Origin of the sequence: Shewanella sp. WE21 (assembly GCF_002966515.1) — a bacterium.
Lineage (GTDB): Bacteria > Pseudomonadota > Gammaproteobacteria > Enterobacterales > Shewanellaceae > Shewanella > Shewanella oncorhynchi.
The window spans coordinates 1,985,918-2,001,249 of the sequence record NZ_CP023019.1 but is presented as its reverse complement, the minus strand read 5'-3'; the positions used below and the strand labels follow the sequence as shown (position 1 = coordinate 2,001,249).

The 15,332-nt window shown below is 44.7% G+C and carries 15 protein-coding genes; 7 read left to right on the top strand and 8 right to left on the bottom strand.

Annotated elements, in window-relative coordinates; all coding sequences use genetic code 11:
- Positions 1–16 precede the first annotated feature (16 nt).
- The 5 genes from CKQ84_RS08515 to CKQ84_RS08495 all read left to right on the top strand — a co-directional run bounded on the left by CKQ84_RS08515 (position 17) and on the right by CKQ84_RS08495 (position 5,054).
- The gene (locus tag CKQ84_RS08515) at positions 17–940 is read left to right on the top strand and encodes a pirin family protein (protein WP_105250907.1); all 924 of its coding nucleotides are present in this window, start codon (positions 17–19) and stop codon (positions 938–940) included.
- Positions 941–1,223: 283 nt separating this feature from the next.
- Entirely contained in the window at positions 1,224–2,270 is a 1,047-nt protein-coding gene (locus tag CKQ84_RS08510) for an ATP-binding protein (RefSeq protein WP_105250906.1), read from the top strand.
- Complete coding sequence (locus CKQ84_RS08505; protein ID WP_105250905.1) at positions 2,271–2,954, top strand: response regulator transcription factor; 684 nt, start codon at positions 2,271–2,273, stop codon at positions 2,952–2,954.
- Between the two features lie 32 nt (positions 2,955–2,986).
- The gene (locus CKQ84_RS08500) at positions 2,987–3,688 is read left to right on the top strand and encodes a TrkA family potassium uptake protein (protein WP_105250904.1); all 702 of its coding nucleotides are present in this window, start codon (positions 2,987–2,989) and stop codon (positions 3,686–3,688) included.
- Between the two features lies 1 nt (position 3,689).
- Positions 3,690–5,054: a TrkH family potassium uptake protein gene (locus CKQ84_RS08495; RefSeq protein ID WP_105250903.1), complete on the top strand. Its 1,365-nt coding sequence runs from the start codon at positions 3,690–3,692 to the stop codon at positions 5,052–5,054.
- A 27-nt stretch (positions 5,055–5,081) separates the two neighbouring features.
- On the opposite strand, the gene CKQ84_RS23870 is transcribed toward CKQ84_RS08495, so the two are convergent.
- Both CKQ84_RS23870 and CKQ84_RS08490 read right to left on the bottom strand, forming a co-directional pair.
- Positions 5,082–5,270 (bottom strand): hypothetical protein, encoded by a 189-nt coding sequence (locus CKQ84_RS23870; protein ID WP_173913129.1) that lies wholly within the window; start codon positions 5,268–5,270, stop codon positions 5,082–5,084.
- Between the two features lie 186 nt (positions 5,271–5,456).
- Positions 5,457–5,837 (bottom strand): DUF2511 domain-containing protein, encoded by a 381-nt coding sequence (locus CKQ84_RS08490; protein ID WP_105250902.1) that lies wholly within the window; start codon positions 5,835–5,837, stop codon positions 5,457–5,459.
- A 646-nt stretch (positions 5,838–6,483) separates the two neighbouring features.
- Between CKQ84_RS08490 and CKQ84_RS08480 the strand changes: the two genes are divergently transcribed.
- Positions 6,484–6,756, top strand: coding sequence for a hypothetical protein (locus CKQ84_RS08480; protein ID WP_105250901.1), 273 nt, complete (start codon positions 6,484–6,486; stop codon positions 6,754–6,756).
- Between the two features lie 558 nt (positions 6,757–7,314).
- Here the strand turns inward: CKQ84_RS08480 and CKQ84_RS08475 are convergent.
- A complete protein-coding gene (locus tag CKQ84_RS08475; protein WP_254053177.1) occupies positions 7,315–7,632 on the bottom strand; it encodes a cell wall metabolism sensor histidine kinase WalK in 318 nt (105 codons plus the stop codon).
- Positions 7,633–8,299: 667 nt separating this feature from the next.
- Here CKQ84_RS08475 and CKQ84_RS08470 point away from each other — a divergent pair.
- Positions 8,300–8,806, top strand: a complete 507-nt coding sequence (locus CKQ84_RS08470) for a GNAT family N-acetyltransferase (protein WP_105250900.1) — start codon at positions 8,300–8,302, stop codon at positions 8,804–8,806.
- Positions 8,807–8,864: 58 nt separating this feature from the next.
- On the opposite strand, the gene CKQ84_RS08465 is transcribed toward CKQ84_RS08470, so the two are convergent.
- From CKQ84_RS08465 to CKQ84_RS08445, 5 genes are read right to left on the bottom strand one after another with little or no spacing between them, the layout of a single operon-like run.
- On the bottom strand, positions 8,865–9,863 hold the full coding sequence (locus tag CKQ84_RS08465) for a Rieske 2Fe-2S domain-containing protein (RefSeq protein WP_105250899.1): 999 nt from the start codon (positions 9,861–9,863) through the stop codon (positions 8,865–8,867).
- 42 nt (positions 9,864–9,905) lie between these two features.
- Positions 9,906–10,334, bottom strand: a complete 429-nt coding sequence (locus CKQ84_RS08460) for a lipocalin-like domain-containing protein (RefSeq protein WP_158683030.1) — start codon at positions 10,332–10,334, stop codon at positions 9,906–9,908.
- 43 nt (positions 10,335–10,377) lie between these two features.
- Complete coding sequence (locus tag CKQ84_RS08455) at positions 10,378–11,136, bottom strand: thioesterase II family protein (RefSeq protein WP_105250897.1); 759 nt, start codon at positions 11,134–11,136, stop codon at positions 10,378–10,380.
- Positions 11,133–14,282, bottom strand: coding sequence for a non-ribosomal peptide synthetase (locus tag CKQ84_RS08450; protein WP_105250896.1), 3,150 nt, complete (start codon positions 14,280–14,282; stop codon positions 11,133–11,135). Before CKQ84_RS08450 ends, CKQ84_RS08455 begins: the two co-directional genes overlap by 4 nt.
- Before the next feature lie 3 nt (positions 14,283–14,285).
- Positions 14,286–15,308 carry a methyltransferase gene (locus CKQ84_RS08445; protein ID WP_216822577.1) on the bottom strand — a complete coding sequence of 341 codons (1,023 nt, stop codon included), beginning with the start codon at positions 15,306–15,308 and terminating at the stop codon, positions 14,286–14,288.
- Positions 15,309–15,332: the final 24 nt, after the last annotated feature.

The window sequence follows — 15,332 nt, the reverse complement described above, 5'->3', positions numbered from 1 at the left end:
GGAATAAGGAGCGAACATGAGTGAACTACAAGCACAGTTTTATGGTGGCCCTAAGGAATGTCCTATTGAAAATGGCCGCATTCAAGCTCAACGAATTGCCCCCAAAATCAGTGATGTCGGCGGCATACCTGTCGCACGGGCTATTCCACAAAAAGAGCGCCGCCTTATCGGCCCTTGGTGCTTTCTCGACCATATTGGCCCAATCACCGACGGCCCGCAGTTAAACGTCGGCCAACATCCACACATTGGGTTGCAAACCTTTACTTGGATGCTCGAAGGCGAAATCATGCACAGGGACAGCCTCGGCAGTGCCCAAGTGATCCGCCCAAAACAAGTTAACCTGATGACAGCCGGACACGGCATAGCCCACACCGAAGAATCAATAGCGGGCCATCACACTATGCACGCAGCCCAACTATGGATTGCCTTACCACTAGAACACAAAGATACCACCCCGAGATTCGATCACTATCCCGAGCTACCGGCTTGGCACGAGTCAGGCGTCGAATTCACCCTACTGATTGGCAGTTGGCATCATAAACAGGCGCCCACATTACACTTCTCACCTATCGTTGCCATAGATCTGTTTGCCGCCCATGATGCTGAACTCACTCTGAATCTCGACCCTAGTTTCGAATATGCTCTCATGCCACTGGAAGGCCGCTTCCAAATCGAGGATGAAAGTTTCGATAATAACCACCTCGCCTACCTTGGCATGCTACGCGAAACCATCACCATAAAACTCGAAGCGGGTTGTCGCATACTGCTGATTGGCGGCGCGCCATTGGCTGATCCTGTCAGCATTTGGTGGAACTTTGTTGGCCATAGCAAAGATGAAATAGTCAAAGCACAGGCAGATTGGGAAGCCGAAGATCCCCGCTTCGCCGCTGTTACTGGCTATAGTGGTAAACGCTTAGTGCCCCCACCAATACCTTGGTGATGCTTAGCTCAATGACGGGCAAGTCAATGACTCAGGGTTAGTGGTTGGATAGGCACTTTGGCATCATACGTAATGGCCTGCGCAAGGGTTAAGGCTTACAACATGAGTGTATGCGGTAAGCCTTATCATTTAGCCAAAGTGTGATGTGAACAAGCTCGATTTGCCTAAGCTAAGTGCAAGCTAAGCCACTCACAAGGTTACAAATTTTACGGCATTTTTACGCGCTATCTTAAAATGCCTTTGCTAAAGTACAGGCACTTTCTTTATATGCGTCTTTCTATTCATGACTTCATCCATAGCGGCTCCCATGACACAATACTGGCGTTCGCACCCGACTTTATTTACCTTCATAGTGCTAGTGACGGCCATTTTCAGCAGCGCCTTTATCGATCACTTTTCAAACTCGACTATCGCCGTACTGCTGATTTTACAATTGGCCGTAGTGGCCGTAGCCCTACAATGCAACGCCAACTTGGCCTATTTTGCGGCAGTGTTTGAGGCGACCAGCTTTAATTTTCTATTTACCACACCACGTTATTCACTCCAGATGTTTAATCTTGAGGACATTCTCAATCTCAGTGTGTTTCTGCTTGTCGCCCTCACCACCAGCAAATTAGCCGAACACTATCGACGTCAGCAAGATGCTCTCGAACAAGCTCAGTTACGCAACAGTATTTTGCTGTCGGTTTCCCACGATTTACGCACCCCACTCGCCACTATCATTGGCACGCTCACCACCTTAAAGGAATACATGCCTAAGCTCAGCCCAGACCAAAAGGATGAGCTGATTGATAGCGCGGCCGCCGAAAGCCATCGCCTGCACCAATATATCGAAAACCTGCTGCAAGCCACTAAGTTACAACACGGCGCCCTCAAGTTTAGCTTGAGTGAAGACGCAATAATGAATGTATTGCATCAAGCTATTGCCCGTTTTCCAGCCACGCAGCCGCGCATTATCATCAAGAGTGAGGCCGATCTACCGTCACTGATGATATGCAGCTCATTGATTGAACAAGCTATTTTTAATGTATTGGATAATGCGCTGCGCTATTCGCCTTCTGATAAGCAAGTCATAGTAAAAGCGTATCAGCAGGGCGATGCGTTACTGTTAGATATCCAAGATGAGGGTCTTGGCATAGAACCCGCTCAAGCGCAGGCAATTTTTGAACTCTTTTATCGCCAGCATCCCTCAACCGATAGCGGCTCGGGCCTTGGGCTTGCTGTTGCTAAGGGCATAATTACCGCCCATGGTGGCCAGATCAGCGCCGAACCTGTCGCTCATGGCAGCCTTATTCGTATCGCATTGCCGATAAAAAAGGGAGAGGAATAAATGGCTTATAAGGTACTAGTTGTCGATGACGAAGCGCAAATCCACACTTTTATGCGGATATCGTTAGAAGCGGAAGGATTCGAGTATCATGGCGCCGCCTCGATTGCGTCAGCCCTAGCGCAATATCATGTGCAGCAGCCACATGTGTTAGTGCTCGATCTTGGCCTACCCGATGGTGATGGCATCAGCTTGCTGCAAACCCTACGTCAGAGTGACAAAGTGCCGGTGCTTATCCTAACCGCCCGCGATCAAGAGGAAGAAAAAATTCGTCTTTTGGAAGCTGGCGCCAATGACTATCTCAGTAAACCATTTGGGATCAGGGAGTTAATCGCTCGCATCAAGGTTTTAGTCCGCGACTTAGTCGATGAACCGCCATTAAGTGATTTACTGCAGTTTGGCGCACTTAAGTTGCAAAAAAGTACCCACCAGCTTTGGCTCGATCAGCAAGAAATCGCCTTAACCAAAAAGGAGTTTGCCCTGATGGAGACCTTAATGTCTCACCCTGGTCAGCTCGTTAAACAAACTGAATTACTGCGGGATATTTGGGGTAAAACCCATCAAGAAGACAGTCATTATCTGCGGATCTTAGTCAGTCAGTTACGTAAAAAACTCAATGACAGCAGCGAGCAGCAGCTCATTAAGACAGAAGCTGGCCTAGGTTATCGCTTAACAAACAATAGATAAGTATCTGTTATAAATTAGAAAAGGATATTTTAATGGCACATTTTACCGTTATTGGCTTAGGGCGATTTGGTGTCGCCGCTAGCCTAGAATTGATCCACTTAGGCCACACGGTCACTGGCGTGGATAGTGACCCTAAAATGGTGGAAAAATACGTAGAAGACTTAACCGAAGCGGTTATTTGTGATTGTTCCGACGAAGCCGCACTACGTGAGCTAGACCTCGCAAACAGTGAAGCCGTACTGGTCGCAATTGGCGAAGATATGCAATCAAGTTTGCTGTGCACTTTGGCTCTGAAAAATCTGGGAGTAGAAGTCATTTGGGTCAAGGCCAGCACTAAAGCCCATCACACTATCGTCTCTAAACTCGGCGTCGCCCGCATCATACATCCAGAGGAAGAAATGGGCATACGTGTCGCCCAGTCACTCAACTATCCTATGGTGAACAATTTCCTGCCGATTGGTGATGGTCTCTATGTAGTCGAAATCCATATCAAGCCTCACCTTGATCAAACTACTGTCAGCCAACTCCTCGGCGCTGCACAGGATGATGTTAAAGATGATGCAAAAAGCAATGTGATACGCAATCCTAAAGGCAAAGTCGCCGCCATTATGGTTAAGCGGGATCTGACGGTTTTCAGCAAAATTGATAGTCAATTTATCCTGCAAACGAATGACGCCTTACTGCTCTGCGGTAGCCGTACTGAGCTCAAATACCTAGCGCCAAGGTTGGTGTAACTTGGTTCAATGGCATCCCTCCATCATGGCGATTGAGCATAAACCCAAATCGAGTAAAAAGTTGTTAGGCGCACCGCCCTTTATCCTAAGCGTGAGCTTTGCATTGTTGATCATCTTAGGCACTTGCTTACTCAAACTGCCGGTAGCAACCGAATCTTCTATTACGTGGCTACAAAGTCTGTTCACGGCCACCTCGGCGGTAACAGTGACAGGGCTGGTTGTTGTCGATACTGGCACTGTTTTTACGCCCTTTGGGCAAATAATCATAGCGCTGTTAATCCAATGCGGTGGACTTGGGCTGATGACCTTCGCCATTGTCACCCTGATCGCCATTGGTGGTAGAATTGGTTTTTTACACCAAACAGTCGCAAAAGAGGCTTTTAATCAAACTGATACATCGACTCTAGTGTCAACGGCAAAATCAGTGTTAGTGTTTTCTCTGCTGGTTGAAGCCGTAGGCATGGCCATTCTTTCAGTGTACTGGAGTCAGGAACTCGGTTGGCAAACTAGCTTATTCCACGGTTTTTTCTACACCATCAGCGCCTTTAACAACGCAGGTTTTGCCCTCAGTGCCGACAGCCTAATGCCCTATGTTGCCGATCCTGTCATTAATCTCACCATCACAGGCCTGCTCATCATAGGTGGCCTTGGATTCTCGGTGTGGATAGATCTTCGTAGGAACAAGCGTTGGTCAAAACTCAGCGTTTACAGCCGCATGATGATCACAGGCACTATAATTATCAACGCCGTCGCCGTGATTGCGATTTACTTTATTGAGTACAACAACCCCAATACCTTGGCGCCCTTAAGCGAACTTGGTAAATGGTTAGCCTCATGGTTTCAAGCCGTTACACCGCGCACCGCAGGCTTTAATACACTAGCAATTGACCAACTCAAAGATGGTACAACGCTACTCATGCTGGTATTGATGTTTATTGGCGGTGGCTCATTAAGTACCGCCAGCGGTATTAAGGTGGTCACCTTTATGGTGCTCATCTTGGCAACTTATGGCTATTTACGCCGCGATGAAGCCATTTATGTGTTTAAGCGCGAGATCCCCAAAGATACCGTCAGCAAAGCCTTGGCGCTAACCATGATCTCCATTGGCGTCACTTGGCTAGCCATCTTCGCACTGGTATTAAGTGAAAACGCACCGTTAATTGATATCGTCTTTGAGGCCGTATCGGCACTGGGCACAGTCGGTTTGTCCCGAGGTCTGACAGGCAACTTAACGACTCTAGGCCAAGCCATCATCATTTTTATAATGTTCATGGGTCGCCTAGGCCCACTCGTACTCGCCTACTTCCTCGCCAGCCCAAGGACCAAGAAACTGCGCTACGCAGAAACCAAACTGGCGATTGGGTAAAGGTTATTGGTGTGTGATACAACAAATTTACAGACTATCAGAGGTTTGTAACGCTGAGCCTGCGAGGTAATTGAGTTGGCTCTGAAAGCGCTGAATTATAGGCGAGCCATGGTATTTGCTCGACGACACGCAGTAGCCCATCCGTGGATGCTCGACCGCCCCGTCCATGGGGCGGACGTTCGTCTCGCTAATCACCATGGCTCTCCTGTTTAACATCGGTGTAACCTGTTTGTTTTAAAGAAGATATGTGACTCGTTTTTGGACAAAAGCGTGTTAGATTCCTAACTCTAATTTTTGAGTTTCGGATTAAAATTTCTATAAATTAACGCCGTGCGCATGCGCGCGAACTTGTGAGCGCCGCAGGCCCCGAGTGCCGCACCTTGTTAGGACGGGCAAATTTCATTACTTGCATAATTTAAGGCCGCTATCCAAAACTGGACTAATACTAATTTTGGTTGGCGATCCCATTGATTTTATAACTTCATCAGCAGCAGTATTTTCTGCCTTAGCAATTTCGGCTGCCATTTCAAAAAATGCGGGGTCATCTTTCCAGATTGCATTAATTTCAGAGTAACCTTGAGTTTTAGCCACACCATTTACAGCATATGTTTTTCCATTAGAATGAAAAATAACAGCATTATTTTTGCATTCTACATGCCCTGATGAAACGGTTAATGGCCACTTTTCTCCATATTGCTCTTTCGTTAATTCCAGTCCTGGCTTAGAGCAACCGGAAAGAAATAGAACAAGGCTTACGGAGAAAACATTTAAAAGCTTAAGCATGATATTTCCTTATATAGTCCTAACGTCTTAGTATTTATGCGCTGCGCTGTTTGCAGGGCATAAATCGCTTGTTGGACTTGGCCGCTGCCACATCCGTGTCAATTGGTATAAATGATGCTATAGGAATTTGCTTTTTTGCGGTAGAGGTTTTTATACAGTTTGATGGGTAATCACTTGATATCGTTTTAGCTTTCTCGTTCTTTCACGCTTATTTTTTTGCTGATGAATCGCTATCTAACGACTCAAAACTCCAAGGAATACACCTCCCCTTGGAGTTGCCGCAGGGCGAATAGACAAATTGCGTGAGTCTCGCCATGGATGGCGAGCTAGCTTTCGCAGGTGCAGGGACGCATCCTTCGGAAGTGATAGCAAATTTGTCAATGAGCACAAGGGGCTTTCAACTCCGTTGGGGGCGTCTTGGAGCATCCAAGGAGGATAGGACGAGCAGTCCTCCTTGGTCGGGTGTGGGGTGAAGCCCCACGACTTTGATTTTGATTAACGCATTCAAACTACAAAAAAGATGGGGTACATCACTTCTAAGTCGAACCATCAACTTTTATATAGGCAAAGCTTTACTTGACCTATTCCCCTTTTGAACTGCAAAACCCACTTTGGGGCAAAAGCTTTTAGCCAGATGAACAGTTCAATGGTCGTAAAGATTGGCATTGTGGCAACTGTGACCGTTGGCGGCATGGATGCCGCCGTCGAGCCCTCAGGGATGAGTTTATGGCGTGCCACAGTGGAAACAATGACAATTCATCCTGTACACCTGACGACAAACTTATCTAGTTTTGGGGCAATATCTTTTAGCCAGATGAACAGTTCAGTGGTCGTTAAGATTGCCACTGTTGCAACAGTGATTGTTGGCGGCATGGATGCTCATTCACATCTATGTGATCGCAACATTCGATTCTTGTAATCAAGAGTCATATACAGCAGATTTTGCTGTCGAGCCTATAGGGCTACTTCTTGTGAAATAAAAGGGCGGCGTGTCACTGGGGAAGCAGTGGCAATGTATATAACGCAATATACGATTCAGCCGCCTTGCTGATTTAGCTAGAAGATTGGCTTTGATGAGTTCAAACAGTCAGGGTTTTAAACTCATTACTCTTGCAAGTTAGAGACTTGTGTAGTGACAATAGTGTTTGCCCGTAAGAGCAAAATGAGACAATAAAGTTTGCCCGTAGTGACGTCGAAAACGAAACCATAATTGACTAACTTTAGCTATTTGTTAACAGCCTTTAAGGTGACGTCTAAGTTGATTATGAATCACAATCATTTGATATCTCGCAATAAATGGATAGATAATTCATAACCTCAATAACATTGGAAGGAAACTGTATCTCTCCACAGACCTTAGCAAATGGGCCATCTGTCTCTAATAAAACTCTTTCTGCACGTTTTAGAACCGAAGGTTCTCGCTTTATACACGAAGACATCGAAGCCTTGAATATCTTCACCATGCTCACTGGACAATTCAGCCGATCTTGCCGCGACTTCCTCGGGCAAATGTAGCGGTGCGAGTGTTGATAGCCCGATCATCATCCACGGCAGCGTAACCGAGTAATTGCTCGGCCCCACGATTGAAAATCGTGATCATTCCCTTTTTGTTCGTTGCGATGATAGACATTTCTGAGGCGGCATCGAGTACGTTCGTTAATAACGAACCCGACTTGTTTTTCTCAATCTGCGCCAATTTACGCTCTGTGATGTCGGTTCTTAATGCGACAAAACGTTCTATATTGCCGTTTTCATTAAAGACAGAGCCAATCACAGTATCAAAATGCAAGTTCACTCTACTCTAATGATTTATCTGAAAATCATCAGGGGATTCTTCAGACCACTGCAGCCCCCAAATTTTATCGGCGAGCCTTAATGCTTCTTCTTTAAATTCAGCAGTATGAATTTTGCGTCTTTTCTGTGTTAATATAGTTCACCTCGTTAAAGGATTTTACTCACTTATCAAGATGTCCCAAAATGCTGTTAGGGATCAAACTTGCCTAGTGCAACTCACCCCCCAAATCCAAGATGTAAGCATTAAGATATCAATATTCCATTTGATACTTAAATATTGGTCAATATTTATCAAAAATAATTCAAGTTGAAGGTAAGCGTGTCATAAATAGCACATTTTAATCAATCTATGCTCGCTATAAGATCCAATTCCAACCACAATAATTTTTGAAATGGAAAATAACGTACCAACCAAGAATAGCAACTATTATGTGCCTTTTCAGACTCATATAGACCTCTTAGTTTATTGACAATACTGTCTCAAAATTAAGTGTCTGATGGAATTCGACCTGAACATATTTCTAGGTAGATGAGACATTATTGATCCAGTTTTCGGTTAACCTCTTTATCTAGATATAGCCTTCAATTTACAAAGATTCCACATATACAATCCTTACGAGACCATGCTATATTGGCAACAGTCGACTTAACAGGGAAAGTACGAAAATATGATTGAAACACAAAGACTTATACTAATGCCTTTGACTTACGACCAACTAAGTAAATATGTTATGGCTGACCACTCTTTAGAGACGGAACTAAACGTCAATAAGACTACAATGACCATATCCAATGAGCTTAAAGATGCCCTTGAAAAAGTGATCTTACCAAGTGTCGCAAATCCAGATAAAAACTACTTATACTCAACGCTATGGTCTGCGATTGATAAGCAAGAAAATACTATGATTGGTGATATTTGTTTTTTTGGCGAACCTAATGAAAATGGTGAAATCGAAGTGGGTTATGGTACCTACGAAGATTTTAGAGGTAAGCGTTTTATGATTGAAGCACTAGAAGGTATGATTGGCTGGGCAAGAAAACAGTCTAAAGTAAAAGCTATTATAGCTTCAACCGATAAAAGCAATGTTGCCTCTTACACTATTTTAGAACGCAATCAATTTATCAAAGCCGGTGAAACTGATGATTTATTCAATTGGCGTTTAGATTTGGTTTAACTATTTATTATTATGGTGGCTATTGTTTTGCCACCATAATATCTAGTGTTAATGTCGATTAATAACCTTTAAACCAAGTTGTATCACCCTCATTCTTAAGTCGCCACTGACGTACACTATGAGCAAACTTATCAACACTAACGGGGCAGGCAAACGCCAATGCATTTTGGTTTATCCGCAGCTGCTGAGCATTCAGCATCACAAAATCTTCAGTATAAATTTGCAATTGACTATCTTCAACCATCTTTAGCCAAGACGCAGCTTCTTTAGGATCTGCCAGTAGACTACGCGTTTTCTCATCAAGCTTCGAAATTTCAAATGCCAGCCACCAGATAAACCTTACTTTACCAGGCGCACTAGGAACACAGTGAAACAAACGTGCAATGGAACCATCATGCTTACCTACGCGGACATGGCAAGGTGGCTCAAATTCAAAGAAGTCAGGTACTGGCAACGGAGGTATACGAGTGGCTTTAAATTCACCACGTAAACCACCATTTGGAAAACGCTGGATTTCACAATCTAATGGCTGCGCCAACCCAGGATGTGCCAGAGTATTACGATGAACGAAAGGCACATGGCTCGGGTCGACCAGATTCTCAATTAATAGAGAATAATCTACCTCAAGATCCATAGTTCCTTTGGCAACTATCCATTGATCTGAGTCCATTTGCGGATAAACTGGAATTTTATTAACATCCGCTTCGAACGTCTCACCAGCCCACACCCAGATAAGCCCATCGCGCTCCAATGTTACTTTGCTGGGAACATTGGCTTTGCTGGGTATTTTTTCACCTTCTTCGAGACTTGGAATATGCTCACATTTTCCTTGTCCACTAAACTTCCAACCATGATACATACACTCTATTTTGCCATCGCACACTTGGCCTAAAGATAAGGGCACAGAGCGATGTGCACAACGATCAGCCAAACATTGAGGAACACCACTTGCATCCCGAAATAATACCAAAGGTTCACCAAACAAGGTGACAGCAACAGGTGTAGCGGCGGGGAAATCAACTGCAAACAACAGCGGATACCAGTAATTATGTAACATTATGAGTTCCTATTTTATTGTGTTTATAGATTAACCCTAAGCTCAAGGTTGAACCCGGCGCCATACCAGATATGCTGTATGGGTAACGCCTTCAAATTCAACTGGTTTAGTCGTCAATGAAATCTCATCACCATTAAACTCAAAGTATCGTGACTGTTCGGTTCCACAATGGACTGGGGTCGAACACATCTGTACATGATGAGTCACCAAATTATCTTTAACTGTGTATTTACCGCTGTAGGCTTCAAACCCAGCCACAACAGCTAGTGCTTCTTCCTGACTTCCTGGAACCAGTTTGCTTGCAGCTTCTTTTAAAGCCACACTCATTCGCGAAACAAACACATAACCATCAGCGGTATAGGTAAGCAAACCCGATGAATCTTGACCCCATGGGTAATTCACTTCTCCGGTTGATGTTTTTGCGACACAAGACACAAATTCCCAAGTGCCTATCAATTTTTCTTGATTCATTTTCATTCTCTTTTTTCTTTAAAAATAAGGGTGACTCTGCCGTCTACTCTGAGTCATTGTCCCTGTATGTTCTGAGTTTCTGATCGATAATACTGAGTAAAGCTTCACGGCTCGTATTTAGGAAAAAATGATCACCAGGAAGGATATGAAGACGAAAAGCAGCACTGGTTTGATAACGCCAGCGCTTGAGATCATCATCAGTTAGGGTCGGATCCGACTCACCGCTAAAAATGGTTAAACTACTACTTAATGGGGCTTGTGGAGCATAACTATGGGTTTGCACCAATGTCATGTCAGCCCGTAGTGGCGGTAACATGAATTCGAGTAATTCGGCATTTTCAAGCACGCCTTGTTGCGTACCATTAAGCGCTGCAAGCATAGCTATTAGACCTTCATCAGGCACAGGTTCGGGCATGTGACTGGCGGGTACACGCTTAGGAGCGGGCCGCCCTGATAAAAACAGATGTTCGGGTATTCGACACCCGAGCTGGCGTAATTTACGTGCTAGCTCAAAAGCCACCATGGCTCCCATACTGTGTCCAAAAAAGAAAAATGGCCTGTCCATTTCGCCTTTGAGTGCCTCAATCAGTGCATCAGTTAATTGATCCATGTTATCAATAGCGGCATCCTCAAACCGGGCACCACGTCCAGGTAAATTGATACTGCAAATTTCGACTTCTGACATTAACCCTTGCGGCCAATCACGGAAGGTAGCAGCTGAGCCACCAGCAAACGGGAAACAAAATAGCCGATAACGAGGAGAATTCACTCCTTTGGTCGAACGAGTGATCCAGGTATTCATTGGTGGAACTCCATGTGTTCAAATGCTGTCTCAGGCTCGCTGACCACAAGCTCAAGCGTATTGATATAATTTCTCAGTAAGGTGTCTATGTATTCGGCACTGAACAGAGCAATATCGTACTGAACACTTATGACGAGTGCGTCATCAGACTCTGTGGCAACAATTTCCAGATCCAATTTAACACTGGCTGAATCGGGGTTGAATGTTTGCACTGATAGCCCAGTCTGACCAATTACCTTCGCAGCCGTCATAGTCTCATAGCGAAAAACACTCTGAAACAGTGGCATACGACTTGGATCATGGGGCAAGTGTAAGGCCTGAACTAGTTGCTCAAATGGCAGATCCTGATGTGCTTCAGCGGCTAACACAACATCGCGAACACCACCAAGCAAGGTGCCAAAATGGGTATAACCTGCTGTGTTAATCCTCAGTGGCACCATATTGACAAATAGTCCAATTACCCCTTGAATGGCAGGGGTATGTCGGTTAGCCGCGGTACCGCCCACGACAAAATCACTATGGCCAGTTTGCCGCATTAGCAACACATAAAAAGCCGACAATAATGTCATGTACGAGCTAACACCGAACTGACGAGTCAGTGAGCGCAGCGGTTGTAACAAGGCCTCTGGTACTATTATATTGGCAGCTACACCTTGATATGACCGAAATGGAGGGCGTTCAAAGTCAGTAGATAGTTCACTATCCGTTTTATAGCCCCTAAGCTGGCCAATCCAATATTGTTCGAGTTGCTGCCGACGCTCCCCTTCAAGCAATGCCTGCTGCCACAATACGTAATCACCAAACTGTACTTCTAGCTGTACCAATTCAGGTTCACGCTCAGCCAATTTTGCCTGATAAATCTCAAATAACTCTTGAACAAATAAGGTATGGGACCAGCCATCGAAGACCAGATGATGTGAACTGAGCAATAGACTATGCTCTTGCTCACCCAGAACTAGCAGAGTACCGCGAAACAGTGGACCAGCTAATAGATCAAAGGCTTTGCCACTTTCTTTGTCCTTAGCTTTATCTGCTTGCTGCTTTTGCATCGCCTCGGGCAGTGCATAAATCGGCACCACAGTCAGTTTAAACGATGAGTGGGTTTGTACTATTTGCTGTGGCACCCCTGACACTAATGCAAAACTGGTACGCAATACTTCATGGCGCATCACCAACGCAGTAAGACTTTGCTTTAATACCACTGCATCTAACGGTCCCTGAAAATTCAATCCAATAGGGACATTAAACGCAGATGGATCATCACAAACTTGGCTGGCAAACCAGATTTGCTTCTGCTCTGGCGATAGGGGGATCACACTGCCAGCAGAGCGAACGTTAATCGGCGGGTATGAAAAAGCACTTTCATCTAGTGCTTCTGTCAGCAAAGTAGCCATTTGAGCCACGCTAGGAGCATTAAATAATGTCGATAATGTTAGCTCCACACCGAGTTCAATTTTGACTCGAGCAAGGATTTTTATCGCAAGTAACGAGTGACCACCCAATTCAAAAAAATTGTCATGGATCCCCACTTGATCACACTGTAATACTCCCGCCCAAATTTTCGAAAGGGAGAGTTCTGCAGAAGTACGGGGAGCAATATATTCCCCTGACAATCCGACTCTTCCTTGTGGGGCTGGCAGATCACGGCGATTAATCTTGCCGTTGGGCGTCAATGGCAATGAAGTCATAATGACAAAAGCCGAGGGGATCATATAATCCGGTAATTGATCTTGCAGATGAGTACGCAATGCCTTGGACGATAGGTGTTCAGGTGAAGCAATATATGCCACCAAACACTTTGGACTGTCTTTATCTTCACGTAAAATAACGGCAACTGATTTTATCCCCGGATAAGTGATGAGGGCCGCTTCAATTTCCCCTAATTCGATCCGATAGCCTCTGAGTTTTATCTGATCATCCATACGACCTAAAAAGTCAATTTCACCATTAGCGCAATAACGCCCTCTGTCACCAGTGCGGTACATGCGTTCATCAGGGTAAAACGGATCTTCAACGAATTTCTCAGCACTTAATGTTTCATCATGGAGATAACCCAAAGCGACTCCAACACCACCAATATACAGCTCACCAGACTCACCTGGGACCACCAATTGGTGGTGTTGATCGAGAATATAGACACGATGATTGGTGATGGGGCGACCAATTGAAGGACGGCCAATGCTATTAGGCTCACACACTTTCATCGTAGCGCAAACAGTTGATTCAGTCGGACCATAGGCATTAACAAACATACAGACTGATGCCCAACTTTTCACTAATGCCTCTGAACATGCTTCACCAGCCGAGATAACCACCTTTAAAGGGCAGTTATTCGGTGAAAGTAAAGCCAGCATAGTCGGTGAAATAGTGGCATGACTTATCTGTTGTGTTTCAATTAACTGCGCCAGCGCGCTGGCAGAGGTAAGTACGTCGCGGTGAGCAAGAATTAATGCTGCACCAGTACACAGTGCCATAGTTATTTCCCACGTCGCGGCATCAAAACTTAGTGACGCAAATTGCAATATCCGACTGCCAGAAGCCGCTTTTAATACCTGATTTTGCCATAGAGCTAAATTACATAACCCCTGATGATGGCCCATAACCCCCTTTGGTGTACCCGTTGAACCTGAAGTATAAATAACATACGCCAGCCCCTTGGCATACACCTGTTCCAGTGGACTTACATCCCCATTATCAGCCAGTTCATCGACACAAATTATCGAGGTCTTGTTCCAGCATTCCCTTAAGGATGCTTGAGTCAATACAAGCTTAAGACCACTGTGTTCAATCATATATTGCAGCCGAGCAGCAGGATAGGCAGGATCGAGTGGTACGTAAGCACCACCCGCCTTCAGTATCGCCAAAATACTGATAATCATATCAAATGAACGTTCAATACCGACGCCCACCAATGCTCCTGTGCCAGCATCGTTTTTCTTAAGAATATGAGCCAATCTGTTGGATCTCAGGTCAAGCTCACGGTAGCTTAATTCCTGATTACCATAGATTAATGCAATCGCGTCTGGGGTTTTTCGAACATGGGCTTCAAACAGCTCATGAATACACTGGCCATTTACGTGGGTTGAAGGCGGTTCATTCCACTCTTCCAACTGCCGGCTTCGTTGCAATTCACAAAATTCCACCATGAGTTACACTTTCAGAACGTAAAGGTACGTATTTGGAGTGCCGAACGGAATGCATTTCTCAATCGTCAGCCCTGACTTTTCAAACACATGATCGTAACTTTCCTTATCATGAATTTGGACGTCCATATAACCGTGCAGTAATTCAAAACCAATATTGAAAATTGGTAGTTCATTAAGTCCTTCTGGCGATGCCATTCTGACGGTGTCGGCAATAATAAAATATTTTACTGACGGGAAAGCCATGCGTAGACGGTCAAACAAAACATCTTTAAGACCTTCCATATTCAACAAGTCATGCAGCATCATAAATGAAGTCACCACTTCAACATCTGCCAATTTTGCTTTTAACATGGGATCTTCTATTGCAATCAGCACATCTTCACAATAAAGGTCGATAGAATCCTGCAGGCCATTATTTTTGACGTTTTTACGTGCCAGTTGTACCGCATTCAAATCGATATCGACACCAACACCACTCATGTTTTCATAGCGTTTGCATACATCAATCAAACGCCCTGCGTTACCACAGCCAAAATCCGCAATACGTGAGAATTTAATATTGTCCAATGCTGAATAGAAAATTTCTCGCATAAAGCTAGCATTAGCCTGATCAGAACCCAGTGCGACCATAGAGCCATCCCGAAGCCCAGACCAACATTCTTTATTGTCCACCAAAGTACCAAGCTCACGGAAGAAGTTGCCGTAACCACCGACACTCCAAGTGAAGTAGCCGACATGTTTACACATATCTTGTCCTGCTTCAGTCCAAGCATAAAGTCCATCGTCACATTTAGTAATGAACCCAAATGTAATACCTGCGTTGAGCAGAGCTTCAAAACGATTAGTTATACATTGAATTTGACTGGCTAATTGTCTAAATGACATACGCTGTTTTGGACCAAGGACCTTGAAAAGCCCAATACGATCATAGGCAAAAATCAAGTTGGCGCCGACATAACCATTAAATACCGCAGTTGCACTCATAGGTAGTGGCACTGTGGGATTTTTCCCTGTCTCATAATCCATCATATTATTCCTAGTTTTATTGTT

What these genes read in the sequence shown, in the direction of transcription:
- CKQ84_RS23870 (WP_173913129.1), bottom strand. Translation starts at nt 5,270, where the DNA reads ATGTTAAACAGGAGAGCCATGGTGATTAGCGAGACGAACGTCCGCCCC.
- CKQ84_RS08505 (WP_105250905.1), top strand. Translation starts at nt 2,271, where the DNA reads ATGGCTTATAAGGTACTAGTTGTCGATGACGAAGCGCAAATCCACACT.
- CKQ84_RS08490 (WP_105250902.1), bottom strand. Translation starts at nt 5,837, where the DNA reads ATGCTTAAGCTTTTAAATGTTTTCTCCGTAAGCCTTGTTCTATTTCTT.
- CKQ84_RS08465 (WP_105250899.1), bottom strand. Translation starts at nt 9,863, where the DNA reads ATGTTACATAATTACTGGTATCCGCTGTTGTTTGCAGTTGATTTCCCC.
- CKQ84_RS08455 (WP_105250897.1), bottom strand. Translation starts at nt 11,136, where the DNA reads ATGAATACCTGGATCACTCGTTCGACCAAAGGAGTGAATTCTCCTCGT.
- CKQ84_RS08450 (WP_105250896.1), bottom strand. Translation starts at nt 14,282, where the DNA reads ATGGTGGAATTTTGTGAATTGCAACGAAGCCGGCAGTTGGAAGAGTGG.
- CKQ84_RS08510 (WP_105250906.1), top strand. Translation starts at nt 1,224, where the DNA reads ATGACTTCATCCATAGCGGCTCCCATGACACAATACTGGCGTTCGCAC.
- CKQ84_RS08470 (WP_105250900.1), top strand. Translation starts at nt 8,300, where the DNA reads ATGATTGAAACACAAAGACTTATACTAATGCCTTTGACTTACGACCAA.
- CKQ84_RS08515 (WP_105250907.1), top strand. Translation starts at nt 17, where the DNA reads ATGAGTGAACTACAAGCACAGTTTTATGGTGGCCCTAAGGAATGTCCT.
- CKQ84_RS08445 (WP_216822577.1), bottom strand. Translation starts at nt 15,308, where the DNA reads ATGGATTATGAGACAGGGAAAAATCCCACAGTGCCACTACCTATGAGT.
- CKQ84_RS08500 (WP_105250904.1), top strand. Translation starts at nt 2,987, where the DNA reads ATGGCACATTTTACCGTTATTGGCTTAGGGCGATTTGGTGTCGCCGCT.
- CKQ84_RS08480 (WP_105250901.1), top strand. Translation starts at nt 6,484, where the DNA reads ATGGTCGTAAAGATTGGCATTGTGGCAACTGTGACCGTTGGCGGCATG.
- CKQ84_RS08460 (WP_158683030.1), bottom strand. Translation starts at nt 10,334, where the DNA reads ATGAATCAAGAAAAATTGATAGGCACTTGGGAATTTGTGTCTTGTGTC.